This is a genomic window from Actinomycetospora sp. CA-084318, from assembly GCF_050955885.1.
Classification (GTDB): domain Bacteria; phylum Actinomycetota; class Actinomycetes; order Mycobacteriales; family Pseudonocardiaceae; genus Actinomycetospora.
Map to the genome: position 1 here is coordinate 800552 of NZ_CP192098.1, position 12730 is coordinate 813281.

Here is a 12730-nt window from a genome sequence, read left to right on the forward strand (position 1 = left end):
CCTGCTCCGGATCGTGGCGGCCCCGTCGGTGCACGGCCGGGTCAGGTGGTGGTGATGTCGCCGTTGGTGAGGGTGCCGGTCACGGTCCTGCCGCCGAGCTGCACCGACACCTGGTCCCGCCCGCCGGTCTTGTCGACGACGGTGAGGGTGAACGGCACGGTCTGGCCGCGGCTGTTCACCGCGGTGCCGGTCACCGTGCCACCGGTGGCGGTCTTCTTCACGGCCGTGACGGTGCGGGAGCTCGCGGTGGTGTCGGCGCCGCCACCGGCGAGCGCGAACTTCCCGGCCGCCTGTCCGGCGGCGGTGGCCCTGGCGTCGACCGAGATCGAGTACCGCTGCCCGTCGGTGGCGGTGAGGGTGCCCCCGCCCTTCACCCTCACGGCAGCTGGGGCGGCAGTGACGGTCTCGGTGAACGTCGCCGCTCCGGTGACGCCGGGCGTGGTGGCGGTGATGGTGACGGGTCCGGGGGTGGTGCCGGCGGTCAGCGTCGGGGAGGTGGCGCGGCCGTTCGCGTCGGTGGTGGCGGTTGCCGTCGCCCCGCCGGGGAACGAGGCCGAGCCGGCGGTGACGGTGTAGGTCACCGGGGCGCCCGCGACCGGGGAGTTGTCGGAGGGGTCGGTGACGGTGGCGACCAGCGGAGCCGCGAAAGCCTGCCCGGTCGGCGTGGACTGCCCGGACCCGGAGGTCGCAGTGATCGCGCCCGCGGCGGCCGGAACGATGTAGGTGATCGTGATCGACGGGGCCGCCGAACTCACGCCGACCGTGCCACCCGCCGGCACCAGCGACGAACCGCCACCACCGCCGGCGCCGCTGCTGGTTGAGCTGCCGCCACCGCCACCCCCGTAGCGCCCGCCGCCGCCCCCGCCACCGAAGGCGGCGCCGTTCGCGGTGGCCGCACCTCCCTGGCCTAGGGTGCCCGATTGGCCCGGGGCGCCTTCGCCGACGGCATTGCCGCCGGTACCGCCGCTGCCTCCACGGTCAGGGCCTCCGGCGCCGCCGCCTCCGGCCGGGGCGTCTGCGTCACCGCCCGACGCACCGGACGCTCCTCCCGCACCCACGGACGCGAAGTCGGCGGGTGCGGCGGTGTAGCCACCCCCGCCACCTCCGCCGGCCACCAGCACCCGCGATTCCAGGGAATCGGCTTCGGCCCTCGGGCGCACACGCACATCCGACGCCCCGCCACCGCCCCCGGCAAAACTGGCCAGACCAGACTGACCGTTGATACCGACGGAGCCGCCGCCGCCGTTGAAGCCGCCTTCTGGAATGGTGCCGTTGCCACCGACCTCGAGGTAGAGCACGGACCCCGCGCCGAGAGCTGACAAGGTCCCGGACGCGGAACCACCGGGGCCACCCGCACCGGCCTGCTCCGAAGCTAGAGGTGAGAACCGACCAGAACCCCCGGCTCCGCCGATGGCGGTGACCTGCACGGTGGAGACGCCGGTGGGGACGGTGAAGCTCTGCTCGGCGCCGGTGGAAGCGTAGGAGCAGGTCACGGTGCGCCCGGCCTGGGTGCAGTTCGACGGCAATGCCGCCGACGCTGCGGGCGCGACGAACGCCGCGCCGCCCACGGTGAGCGCGCCTGCCAGCGCGGCTGCCAGCAACGATCGACGACCCACGACCACTCCCACCACTGCCTCTGACCCTGATCGGGTGAACCGGAGCGGACGCTAGCGCCAGCGCACCTACAGCAACCTGGGTAAAAGCCCTAGGTCCGCATGAGTGGTCGCTGCAGAACGTCGAGGCGTTTCTCCAACGTCTCGTCGCGGCGTCGAACGGCACCACCTCGAGCGGCCTGCGGCTCGGCGGTCGAGGACCGGGTCGATCAGGTGGAGCCGGCGGCCTCGCCCGGCAACTCGGCGTGCCGCGGGTCGCTGACCGGCAGCAGGTGGCGCAGCCGGTCGACGACCTCGAGGTCGTCCCGGCCGCCCGGGGTGCGGGCCAGCGCCCAGAGCGCAGCCGTGTCGCCCGCGCGCAGGACCGCGCGGCGGACCCCGACGTCGAGCTCGTCGCGCAGCGCCCGGATGCCGGGGGCGTCGGAGGTCGGGAGCAGCTCCCCGCGGCCGACCAGGGCGGTGTCGGGCACGTCGCCGGACCGGAGGGCGTCGCGCAACGTCAGGAAGTCGGCGTCGACACGGGCCTCGATCCGGTAGGGCTGCGGCTTGACCACCCCGGCGCCGTTGGGCAGGGATTCGAGCAGGTGGCGCAGGCGGTGCAGCTCGGCGCGCACGGTGACGGGGTTCCCGCGCTCGCCGTAGAGCTCCATCGCGAGTGCGTCGGCGGAGAGCCCCTCGGGGTGCATCGCGAGCAGGGCGAGCAGTTCGGCGTGCCGCGCCCCCAGCCGCACCGGGCGGCCGTCGAGCCGCGCGACCGGGCGGGGGACGCCGAGGAACGGCAGCGCGAGCGTCGGGCGGACCCGCATCCCGGAGGGCCGCTCGAGGCGGAGCAGCCAGCCCTCGGCGAGGGGCTCGACGACGCCCTCGCCGTGCTCGCCGAGCGAGACCCGGTCGCCGGCCCCGGGCAGCGTGATCCGTTCGTCGATCCACCCGTGCGGCGTGGCCGCGAGCACGCGGCCCGCCGGACTGAGCAGCGCCCCGGGCGCGTCGAGGCCGGAGAGGTGGGGGAGGTTCAGCGTGCGCAGGCGTTCGTCCCGGATCGCCTGGCGGGTCGCGAGGTGGTTCTCCGCGAGGCGGGCCGCCGCGGTGACCAGCGCCAGCGTGCTCGGGTGGAACGTGCGGACCGGCCCGGTGAGGTCCACCGCGCCGACCGCTTCGCCGGTGTCCGGGTCGTGGATCGGCGCCGCGGCGCAGGTGAACCGGTGGTACTGCGCCACCAGGTGCTCCGAGGAGTGGATCTGGACGGCGGCGTCGGAGGCCAGCGAGGTCCCCATCGCGTTGGTGCCGGCCGAGTCCTCGCTCCACCGGAAGCCCTCGGCGAGCTCCAGGTCGTCGGCCAGGTGCAGCATCCCGGCCGCACCCTCGCGCCACAGGATGTGGCCCTGCGCGTCGGTGACGATCATGACGTGCATCGCCTCGTCGGCGATCTCGAGCAGGGTGGTGCGCAGCAGCGGCAGCACCGGCGAGAGCGGATGGGTCTCGCGGACCGCGGCGAGCTCGCCGTCGTCGAAGACGTGGGCCGGGGCGCCGTGGTCTGGGTCGACGTGCGCGGCCAGCGAGCGCCGCCAGGAGTCCGAGACGACCGCCCGGGGGTCGACCTCGGCCCGGCCACCGCCGAGCACGGCGTCGCGCACGCGCGCGAGGAGTGCCGCCCGTTCGACCGGGTCCCCCCAGGCGCTCGCGTGCGTCGTCATCCACCACCCCGTGGACCTCGTGGGTCGAGCCTCCATCGTGCGCCGGATCACCCGGTGAGGCAACCCTTACTCGACCGGTCCAGGCTCCCTCACCTGCGGAATAAGTCGTCCTCACACGGCGCATCTGCGTGCAACGTCGCTGCAACCCCCGCGTTCGTAGCGTCCCGCGTCACAGAGGCGAGCCTGCCGTGCGCCACCGCCTCTCCGTTCGATCAGGCACGGCCGACCACTTTGGGAGGACCAACGATGGCCGTCTACGCAGCCCCCGGGACCGAGGGCTCGGTCGTCAGCTTCAAGCCGCGGTACGACCACTGGATCGGCGGCGAGTACGTCGCCCCGGTCAAGGGCCAGTACTTCGAGAACCCGACCCCGGTCACCGGTCAGAACTTCTGCGAGGTCGCCCGCGGGACGGCCGAGGACGTGGAGAAGGCGCTCGACGCTGCCCACGCGGCCGCCCCGGCCTGGGGGAGGACCTCGGTCGGCGAGCGCGCCAACATCCTCACCAAGATGGCCGACCGCATCGAGGCGAACCTCGAGAAGATCGCCATCGCGGAGAGCTGGGAGAACGGCAAGGCCTGCCGGGAGACCCTCGCGGCCGACATCCCGCTCGCGATCGACCACCTGCGCTACTTCGCCGGGGCGATCCGCGCGCAGGAGGGTGCGCTCTCCCAGATCGACGAGGACACGGTCGCCTACCACTTCCACGAGCCGCTGGGCGTGGTCGGGCAGATCATCCCGTGGAACTTCCCGATCCTCATGGCGATCTGGAAGCTGGCCCCGGCGCTCGCGGCGGGGAACGCCGTCGTGCTCAAGCCGGCCGAGCAGACCCCGGCCTCGATCCACGTGCTGATGGACGTCGTCGGCGACCTCCTCCCGGCCGGTGTCCTGAACATCGTCAACGGCTTCGGCGTCGAGGCGGGCAAGCCCCTCGCCTCGTCCCCGCGCATCCGCAAGATCGCCTTCACCGGCGAGACGACCACGGGTCGCCTCATCTCCCAGTACGCCTCGGAGAACCTGATCCCGGTCACGCTCGAGCTCGGCGGCAAGAGCCCGAACGTCTTCTTCGACGACGTCTCGGCGCAGAACGACGCGTTCTACGACAAGTGCCTCGAGGGCTTCACGATGTTCGCCCTCAACCAGGGCGAGGTCTGCACCTGCCCGTCGCGGGCGCTCATCCAGCAGGGCCACTACGACGAGTTCCTGGCCCAGGCGGTCAAGCGGACCGAGCAGGTCAAGCAGGGCAACCCGCTCGACACCGACACGATGATCGGCGCGCAGGCCTCGAACGACCAGTTCGAGAAGATCCTGTCCTACATCGACATCGGCCGGCAGGAGGGTGCACGCATCCTCACCGGCGGTGAGAAGTCCGACCTCGGCGGTGACCTCTCGGGCGGCTACTACATCCAGCCGACCATCTTCGAGGGCGACAACTCGATGCGGATCTTCCAGGAGGAGATCTTCGGCCCGGTGCTGTCGGTGGCGAAGTTCTCGGACTACGAGGAGGCGATGTCGATCGCCAACGACACCCTCTACGGCCTCGGTGCGGGCGTCTGGTCCCGCGACGGCAACACCGCCTACCGGGCCGGCCGCGAGATCCAGGCCGGGCGGGTGTGGGTGAACAACTACCACCAGTACCCCGCGCACGCCGCGTTCGGCGGGTACAAGCAGTCGGGCATCGGCCGCGAGAACCACAAGATGATGCTCGACCACTACCAGCAGACCAAGAACCTGCTGGTGAGCTACTCGCAGAACGCGATGGGCTTCTTCTGATCCGTCCGTTCCCGACGACGAGGGAGGCCTGCGTTGGCTGACATCAGCACGAGTACCGACGTCACCGAACCGGTGCCCGAGGTGCCCGGATCGGGGACCGCGCGGGTCGCGCTGTCCCCGCAGGCCGCCGAACTCCTGGTGACGCTGACCGCCCTGCACGGTCCGCTGATGTTCCACCAGTCCGGCGGGTGCTGCGACGGCAGCGCCCCGATGTGTTATCCGGACGGTGACTTCAAGCTGGGCGGGCAGGACGTCCACCTCGGGGACCTCGAGGTGGAGGGGCTCGAGAAGCCGATCGGGTTCCACATGTCGGCGTCGCAGTTCGAGTACTGGAAGCACACGCACCTCACCGTCGACGTCGTCAAGGGACGCGGCAGCGGATTCAGCGTCGAGGCGCCCGAGGGCGTCCGGTTCATCATCCGTTCCCGGTTGTTCACCGACGACGAGTGGCGGGCGCTCGAGGGCGCCTAGGACTCGCCTAAGACTTCCGTGCCGTGCCGCACGAGGGGCACTCTGGCCGATCGGCCGGGGTGCCCTTCGTGCATTCCGACCCACCCCCGACGAGGAGGATCACCGTGACCGAGGCCAGCACCACCCTGCGCGAGCTGACCGGCATGCCCCGCGACCCCGCGGCCCTGACCGGGTCCGCGCTGGTGATGATCGACCTGCAGAACACCTACACCCGCGGGGTGATGGCGCTGGAGAACGTCGAGCCCGCCATCGAGGAGGCGGCCCGGCTGCTGGAACGGGCGCGCACCGCCGGCTCGACGATCGTGCACGTCCAGCACGAGGCGGGCGCGGGGACGCCGTACGACACGAACGACGACATCGGCGCGATCGTCGACGCCGTCGCGCCACGCCCGGGGGAGCACCGGGTGGTGAAGAACTTCCCGAGCTCGTTCGTGAACACCGACCTCGAGCAGTACCTGCGCGGCGCCGGCGTCACGAATCTCGTTCTCGCCGGTTTCATGACGCACATGTGCGTGAACTCGACGGCGCGCAGTGCGTTCAACCTCGGGTTCGCCCCGACCGTCGTCGCGGGAGCGACCGCGACGCGCGCACTCCCGGGTCCGGACGGGGTCGTGGAGGCGTCCGCGTTGCAGTCCGCGAGCCTCGCGGCGCTCGCCGACATGTTCGCGGTGGTGGTGCCCGACTCGTCGGCGGTTCCCGACTAGGCGCACCGTCAATTCCTTTGTGCGCTGCTCGTCACCAGGACCCGCCTCGACACGACGACGGACGCGCATTTACGCTGCGCCGCGAACCATTCCGGTTCACGGCGCGCGGCGACGCGCGACCGGCCGTTCGGGGGTCGTGGAAGGAATTCATCGCGTGGCGCAGAAAGTGGTCGTGACCCTCGTCGACGACCTCGACGAGACCGAGGCCGACGAGACCGTCGAGTTCGGCATCGACGGGACCACCTACGAGATCGACCTGTCCGACGCGAATGCGTCGAAACTCCGCGACGAGCTCGCGGACTACGTGGCGCACGCCCGCAAGGTGTCGGGTCGGCGTCGCTCGGGCGGCGGCGCCCGGGCCGCGGCGGCCCCGGCCGCCCCCGCCCGCAAGGGCGGCGGCCGGGCCTCGGTCGACCGCGAGCAGAACCAGGCGATCCGAGAGTGGGCGCGCAAGAACGACTTCACCGTCTCCGAGCGCGGTCGCATCCCCTCCGAGGTCAGCGAGGCCTACCACAAGGCGCACGGCTGATCCTCGTCCCGCACGCACGGGCCGTTCGTCACCTGCCGGGGTGACGGACGGCCCGTACGTCGTTCGAAGGGCAAGCAGTCGATCCCAGGAAGTACGCTGGTGCGTATGACTCAGGAGGCCGCCGAGCTTCGCCGCGCGGTGCAGCACCTCGCCCGCCGACTCCGGGACCAGCGACCCCGCGGCCCCCTGACCGACGTGCAGCGCGGCCTGCTCGCCCAGGTCCTCGACCACGGCCCGCAGACCGCCGCGTCGATGGCGCGACGTGCGCACACCTCGGCCCAGGCACTCACTCGACCGCTGGCGGCGCTCGTCGACGGCGGCTACCTCGAACGAGCACCGGATCCCCAGGATGGTCGTCAGCATGTATTGACGGTCTCTGCGCTCGGGTGGAGCATGCTCCGGGAGGATGCCGCGCCTCGGGACGCCTGGCTCGCGGACGGCCTCGCGGACCTGACCGAGGCCGAGCGGAGCCTGCTCGGCATCGCCGCCCGACTGCTCGAGGGGCTGGCGAGGCGACCCGGACCGGAGTGAGCGATGCCTGGCGGACGTGGGACCCGCACCTGGTGGGCGGGCGTGGTGGCGGCGGCGGTCCTGGCCGCCGTGCTGGGGGCATGGGGGATCACCCGTGATCCGCTGGAGCCCTACTACGAGGCCGCGGTGCGGTCGATGGCCGGCAGCGGCCACGCGTTCTGGTTCGGCGCGTTCGACCCGGCCGCCACCGTGACGATGGACAAGCTCCCGGGCGCCTTCTGGGTCCAGGCCCTCGTCGTGGCCGTGGCCGGACCCTCGACCGTCGCGATGGTCCTGCCGCAGGTCGTCGAGATGGCGCTGGCGGTGCTGGTCCTGGCCGTCGCGGTCCGGTCGCTGACCCGCAGCCCCGCGGCCGGGATCGTCGCCGCGTCCGTGCTCGCCGTGAGCCCGGCGGCGGTCGCCGTGGCGCGGGGCAACGTCGCCGATCCGCTGATGATCCTGCTCCTGGTGATCGCGACCTGGACCGTGGCGCGGGCTCTGCACGCGGAACGTCCGGTGCCGTGGCTCGCGGCCGCGGGTCTCGCCGTCGGGCTCGCGTTCCAGGCGAAGATGCTCGCCGCCTGGCTCGTGCTGCCGGCACTGGCGGTCGCGTTCCTCGTGGCGGCGGCCGTGCCGCTCGGTCGCCGGATCACGGCGACCGTGGTCGGCGCGGTCGTCACCGTCGTCGTCTCGTTCGCCTGGATCGGCGTCGTCTCGCTCGTTCCGGCGGGGCAGCGGCCGTGGGTCGACGGCAGCACCGACGACTCCGAGCTCGCGCAGACCTTCGTCTACAACGGACTGGGCCGGCTGGGGGCGCAGAACCCGCTCCAGGAGCTCGTCGGGCAGGGGCTCGCGCTGACGGCGCCGGGCACGGGCGGCGAGGGTCCCTCGGTCCTGCGGCTGCTCGTCGGTGACCTCGGGCGTGCGACGGGTTGGTTGGTCCCGGCCGCGGTCGTCGCCCTCGTCGCCGGGCTCTGGGCCCTCCGGCACGCGCCGCGCACCGATCCGCGACGCGCCGCCTATCTGCTGTTCGGGCTCTGGCTGGTGGTCTACGGCGTCGCGTTCAGCGCCGGCGCGGTGATCAACGTCTACTACGTCGCGACCCTGGCGCCGGCGATCGCCGGTCTCCTCGGCACGGCCTTCGGCCACCTCCTGGCCGCCCGCGAGCACCGCGCCGCCCACCTCGTCGCCGCGGTGGCCGTCGCCGTGACGATCGCCTACGGCGCGGTACTCGTGCTGCGCTCCGAACACCCGGTGGTGGCTCCGGTCGTCCTCGCCGTGGTGCTGGCGGCGGTGGCGGTCGGGCTCCTGGTCGGTCGGCGACGCGGCGCCCTGGTGACCGGGCTGGTGGCGCTGCTCGTCCTCCCGGTCGCGGCCACGGGGTGGCTGCTCGCGATCGGCGGCGGCGCCTTCGACACGCCGTACGAGACCGTCCGGGAGGCGCGGGGCGTGCGGGCCGTCCTCGTCGCCGCGCCCAGGCTGGCCGCGGGCACGCTGCCCGGGCTGGAGCGGGCCCGGGCCGGGGCGCCGGACCTCATGGCGGTCCAGTCCGCCGCCGTGGCGTCGGTCTTCGCCTATCCCACGGGCGACGAGGTGCTGCCGATCGGCGGGTTCACGGGCACCGGGCCCACCCCGACGCTCGACCAGCTCCGCGACGACGTGGCCGCGGGCCGCTTCCACGTCGTCCTCTCGTTCCCGAGCACCGATCCCCGCCTCGTGTGGGTCGCGCAGCACTGCCGGGCGGAACGGTCGGTGGACCCGGTGTTCGAGGTGCACGTCTGCGTCCCGTCCGACGCGGCGCGGCCATGAGTCACCCGAGCAACGCGTCCAGCAGCCCCGGCACGGCGGCGGCCGCTGCGGGCGCGTGGCGCGCGGTGGCGACCCGCAGGTCGTCGTCGGGAACGGCTCCCGGCAGGGAGAACCAGCGCTCGAGCAGGGCCGGGGTCATCTCGGGATGGAACTGCACCCCGGCCCAGCGGCCGTGGCGGAAGGCGGCGACGCCGTCGTCGTCCGTCGCGAGGACCTCGCTGCCCGCCGGCGGGTCGAGCTGGTCGGCGTGCCAGGAGAACCAGGGCCCGGGTGCGACGCGGTCGTCGTGCGGGTCGACGGGGAACCAGCCGATCCGTGGCCGGTCGAGGGCGTGGACCGAGCCGCCGAGCACCTCGGTGACGAGCTGGGCGCCGAAGCAGATGCCGAGCACGTGGGCCCCGGCGTCGTGGGCCGTCGTCAGGAAGGCCCGTTCGCGCTCGATCCACGGCATCGCGGAGCGCGGCCACGGCGCGCCGAGTACGACGACGCGGTCGTAGGGCGTCGGGTCGGGGAACGTCACGTCGTCGTCCGGGAGGGCGGTGAACCACGTGACGGCGCCGAGGTCGAGGCACCCGAGACCCGCGACGGCGTCGTGGCCGACGACGAGCGTGCGGGTCACGACGGCAGGTCGCGGTAGCCCGGGTGCACGCCGGGAGTGAGCCCCTCGGCGGCCGCGACCCTGCCGAGCAGCGTGGCGAGCGTGCGGCGCTCCTCGGCGTCGAGCGGGGCGAGCAGGTCGTCCTCGTGCTCGGCGGCGAGGCGCCCGAGGTCGCGCACCAGCTGCTCTCCGGCGTCGGTGAGGTGGACCGCGTACAGCCGGCGGTCGTCGGGGTTGCGCCGCCGCTCGAGCACCCCGCGCCGCTCGAGGGCGTCGACGAGCGCGACCAGTCGGGTCGCCGGCGTGCCCAGCTGTGCGGCGAGGACTTGCTGGCTGCGGCCCGGGTCCCGCGCGACGGCGCGCAGGAGCCCGGCCTGCGGCGGGGTCAGGTCGACGGCGGACACCCGCTCGCCGAACCGCCGGGCGGCGTGGGTGCCGAGCTGGGTGAGGAGGAAGGCGGCTCCGGAGGGACGGTCCACGGACAGAACGATAGCCCTTGACAAACCGTTCGCAGCAGAGACGATGACAACTTGTAACGATTACCACGACGAAAGGTCTGTCATGTCCTCGCCCCACGCCCGCCGCGGCGGGCCACCGCTCCTCGCGCCCGCCCTCGCCTGGGCCGCCCTCACGATCGTCGCGGCGGTGCTGCACCCCGGGACCCGCCCGGGCGCCGACCCGGCCGGCACCCTCGCGCTGCTGCGGGACCACCCGGTGTCCGCGCAGCTCTCGGCGCTCGCGCTCCTCGCCTCCGCGGCGCCGTTCGCGGTGTGGGTCGCCACTGCCCACCACCGGCTGCACCGGCTCGGCCTGCGGGTCGCCGGGCCGACCCTCGGCCTCGCCGGCGGACTGCTCGCGGCGGCCGCGCTGGTGATGTCGGGCGCCGCGCAGTGGGCGGCCGTCGCCGCGGCCGTCCCGGGCGGCGAGGCCGCCGTCGCCGGCCTGAACGGCCTGTCCTTCGCGCTCGGTGGGCCGGCCTTCGTCGTCATGGTCGGGCTCCTCCTGGCCGGGTGCTCGGTGCCGACCCTGCTGGCCGGCCTCGTCCCGCGCGGTCTCGCGTGGGCCGGGCTGGTGCTCGCGGCCGTCGCGGTGGTGGCCGTCGTCGGGATGGCGGTGCCTCCGCTGCAGTACCTGCTGCCCGTCGTGCGGTTCGGTGGCCTGGTCTGGCTGGTGTGGTTCTCCGCGGTGCTGCCGGTCAGCCGCCGTCGGGTGGCCGAGCCGGAGGTCGTCGCGTGATCGTCGTCGCGGGTGCCACCGGGCCCGTGGGCGGCACCCCCACCTGAACGAGCGGCACCCTCGCAGCCTCTATGTGCGCGAGAGTGCCGTTCGTTCAGCCGGGACCCGGCTCGGCCCGTGCGGGGGCGGCCAGACGAGGCCGAGCGTGCCGACGAGGGCGTCCCGGCCGGCGTCGGTGACCGTCAGTGCTCGGCTCCGCCGTGCGGGACGGACCCAGCCGCGGTCGGTCATCGTCGTGAACAGAGCGCGGCCGAGCGGACCGGCCACGTGGTGGCGCTGCTCGGTCCAGTCGACGCAGCAGCGGACCGGCACCGGCCCGGCGTCGGGAACGCGGACCTCGAGCGCGACGAGGGCGGTCCGTCCGGCGGGGGTGAGGGCGTAGTCCACGACGTCGAGGCCGGGCAGCCGGTCGCCGTCGCGGCGGCCGGAGTCGGTGCCGTCACCGCCGACGAGGTACCCGGCGTCGAGCAGGGCGTCGGTGAGGGCGACGCCGAGCCGGCCGGCGACGTGGTCGTAGCAGGCGCGCGCGAGCCGCAGGGCGTGTGCGCGGGTGCCCTCCCGGAGCGAGCGCACGGGCTGCGGCGGCGAGACGCGGCCGAGCGCCTCCACGAGGTCGGCGACCTCCGGGCCCGCCAGACGGAAGTAGCGGAAGCGCCCGTGCTGCTCCGCACGGAGTACCCCGGCCTCCACCAGGCGCCGGAGGTGAGTGCTCGCGGTCGCGGCGCTGACCCCGGCCTCGGCGGCGAGCGCGGACGCGGGGAGGGCCCGGCCGTCCGTGACCGCCAGGACCATGCGGGCCCGCCCGCGGTCGGCGAGCGCGGCGGCCACGACGGACAGGTCGGCGTCCCCGGTCATGCGGCGACCGTAGGACCGGATCGCTTCGGCGGGGACCGAAGCGTCCCGGGGCGAGGGTCGGCGACCGTGAGCCGAGAACGCGACGCCTTCCTCGACGCCTGCCGTGCCGTCGGACCCCGCGCGGTGTCCGCCTGCCCGGGGTGGACCACCCACGAGGTGGCCGCCCACCAGGCCGCGACCTGCGCCGAGGTGGTCCGCCACCTCGAACCCCACCTCGCCGGGGACCCGGTCCCGGCCACGCGGTCGTTCGCCGAGCGGGAGGAGCCCTACCGCGCGCTGCCCTTCGCCGACCTGCTCGAGGCCGTCGTCGACGAGGAGAACCGCATGCACGCCGCGCTCCGGTCGGTGCTGGAGGCCGAGCCGGACGCCGCGATCCCGTGGACCGGTCGGCGGATGGCCGCCTCCGCCTTCCGGACGCACCTGCGCAGCGAGTTCGCCCTGCACCGCTGGGATCTCGACGGCGACGAGCACCTGCTCGCCGACCCGGACCTGACCGACCACGCCCTCGCCGAGCTCGGGGCGATCCTGCCGCGGGCGGGGGCGGCGGCCGACCCCGGCGGTCCGCTGCGGGTCGCCCTGCGCAGCCCGGGAGCGGACGACGTGGTCCTGGAGGTCACGACGACGGCGGGTGCGCGGTTGCGACGTCCGGAGGGCGGCGAGTCGGTGCCGGTCGGGCTCGAGCTGGGCGCCGGCGCCCGCCTGCTCACGCTCTGGGGCCGGCGACCCGTGGAGCCGGGCGTCAGCCACCTGCCGTCGGGAACCCTGTTTCGCGTGCAGCATCTGCTCGCGGGTTACTGAAACCCGACCGCGGTCCCTCGATCCGGTGTTTCTCCGGTAGCGAACGCCTAGCCGGAACAGCGGTGCAACGGGCATCGTTGGACCGAGCACGGTCGCCGCTGGCGGTCGTGCGAGCAGAATCGGTCATCCGTGATCGACGTGGC

General features: G+C 73.8%; 13 protein-coding genes. 8 read left to right on the forward strand and 5 right to left on the reverse strand.

Features of this window, described 5'->3' with window-relative positions; genetic code table 11:
- Positions 1-41 precede the first annotated feature (41 nt).
- Together ACQPYX_RS03910 and ACQPYX_RS03915 are read right to left on the reverse strand one after the other, a co-directional pair.
- Positions 42-1616: a hypothetical protein gene (locus ACQPYX_RS03910; protein ID WP_433801616.1), complete on the reverse strand. Its 1575-nt coding sequence runs from the start codon at positions 1614-1616 to the stop codon at positions 42-44.
- A 206-nt stretch (positions 1617-1822) separates the two neighbouring features.
- Positions 1823-3307, reverse strand: a complete 1485-nt coding sequence (locus ACQPYX_RS03915; protein ID WP_433801618.1) for a GAF domain-containing protein — start codon at positions 3305-3307, stop codon at positions 1823-1825.
- A 246-nt stretch (positions 3308-3553) separates the two neighbouring features.
- Here ACQPYX_RS03915 and exaC point away from each other — a divergent pair, with 246 nt between their 5' ends.
- The 6 genes from exaC (at position 3554) to ACQPYX_RS03945 (ending at position 9100) form a co-directional block, all read left to right on the forward strand.
- Positions 3554-5077, forward strand: a complete 1524-nt coding sequence (gene exaC, locus ACQPYX_RS03920) for an acetaldehyde dehydrogenase ExaC (RefSeq protein WP_433801619.1) — start codon at positions 3554-3556, stop codon at positions 5075-5077.
- Positions 5078-5119: 42 nt separating this feature from the next.
- On the forward strand, positions 5120-5548 hold the full coding sequence (locus tag ACQPYX_RS03925) for a DUF779 domain-containing protein (protein ID WP_433803665.1): 429 nt from the start codon (positions 5120-5122) through the stop codon (positions 5546-5548).
- A 104-nt stretch (positions 5549-5652) separates the two neighbouring features.
- Positions 5653-6252, forward strand: a complete 600-nt coding sequence (locus ACQPYX_RS03930) for a cysteine hydrolase family protein (protein WP_433801620.1) — start codon at positions 5653-5655, stop codon at positions 6250-6252.
- Positions 6253-6406: 154 nt separating this feature from the next.
- A complete protein-coding gene (locus ACQPYX_RS03935) occupies positions 6407-6781 on the forward strand; it encodes a histone-like nucleoid-structuring protein Lsr2 (RefSeq protein WP_433801621.1) in 375 nt (124 codons plus the stop codon).
- 105 nt (positions 6782-6886) lie between these two features.
- Positions 6887-7312: a MarR family winged helix-turn-helix transcriptional regulator gene (locus tag ACQPYX_RS03940; RefSeq protein WP_433801622.1), complete on the forward strand. Its 426-nt coding sequence runs from the start codon at positions 6887-6889 to the stop codon at positions 7310-7312.
- Positions 7313-7315: 3 nt separating this feature from the next.
- Positions 7316-9100 carry a glycosyltransferase family 39 protein gene (locus ACQPYX_RS03945; RefSeq protein WP_433801623.1) on the forward strand — a complete coding sequence of 595 codons (1785 nt, stop codon included), beginning with the start codon at positions 7316-7318 and terminating at the stop codon, positions 9098-9100.
- Between the two features lies 1 nt (position 9101).
- Here the strand turns inward: ACQPYX_RS03945 and ACQPYX_RS03950 are convergent, their stop codons facing one another.
- Both ACQPYX_RS03950 and ACQPYX_RS03955 read right to left on the reverse strand, forming a co-directional pair.
- On the reverse strand, positions 9102-9719 hold the full coding sequence (locus tag ACQPYX_RS03950; protein WP_433801624.1) for a type 1 glutamine amidotransferase: 618 nt from the start codon (positions 9717-9719) through the stop codon (positions 9102-9104).
- Complete coding sequence (locus tag ACQPYX_RS03955) at positions 9716-10177, reverse strand: MarR family winged helix-turn-helix transcriptional regulator (RefSeq protein ID WP_433801625.1); 462 nt, start codon at positions 10175-10177, stop codon at positions 9716-9718. Before ACQPYX_RS03955 ends, ACQPYX_RS03950 begins: the two co-directional genes overlap by 4 nt.
- An 82-nt stretch (positions 10178-10259) precedes the next feature.
- Between ACQPYX_RS03955 and ACQPYX_RS03960 the strand changes: the two genes are divergently transcribed.
- Positions 10260-10934, forward strand: a complete 675-nt coding sequence (locus ACQPYX_RS03960; protein WP_433801626.1) for a DUF4386 domain-containing protein — start codon at positions 10260-10262, stop codon at positions 10932-10934.
- A gap of 69 nt (positions 10935-11003) precedes the next feature.
- On the opposite strand, the gene ACQPYX_RS03965 is transcribed toward ACQPYX_RS03960, so the two are convergent.
- Positions 11004-11789 (reverse strand): ArsR/SmtB family transcription factor, encoded by a 786-nt coding sequence (locus ACQPYX_RS03965; RefSeq protein WP_433801627.1) that lies wholly within the window; start codon positions 11787-11789, stop codon positions 11004-11006.
- Between the two features lie 66 nt (positions 11790-11855).
- Here ACQPYX_RS03965 and ACQPYX_RS03970 point away from each other — a divergent pair, with 66 nt between their 5' ends.
- A complete protein-coding gene (locus ACQPYX_RS03970) occupies positions 11856-12587 on the forward strand; it encodes a maleylpyruvate isomerase N-terminal domain-containing protein (RefSeq protein WP_433801628.1) in 732 nt (243 codons plus the stop codon).
- Positions 12588-12730 lie beyond the last annotated feature (143 nt).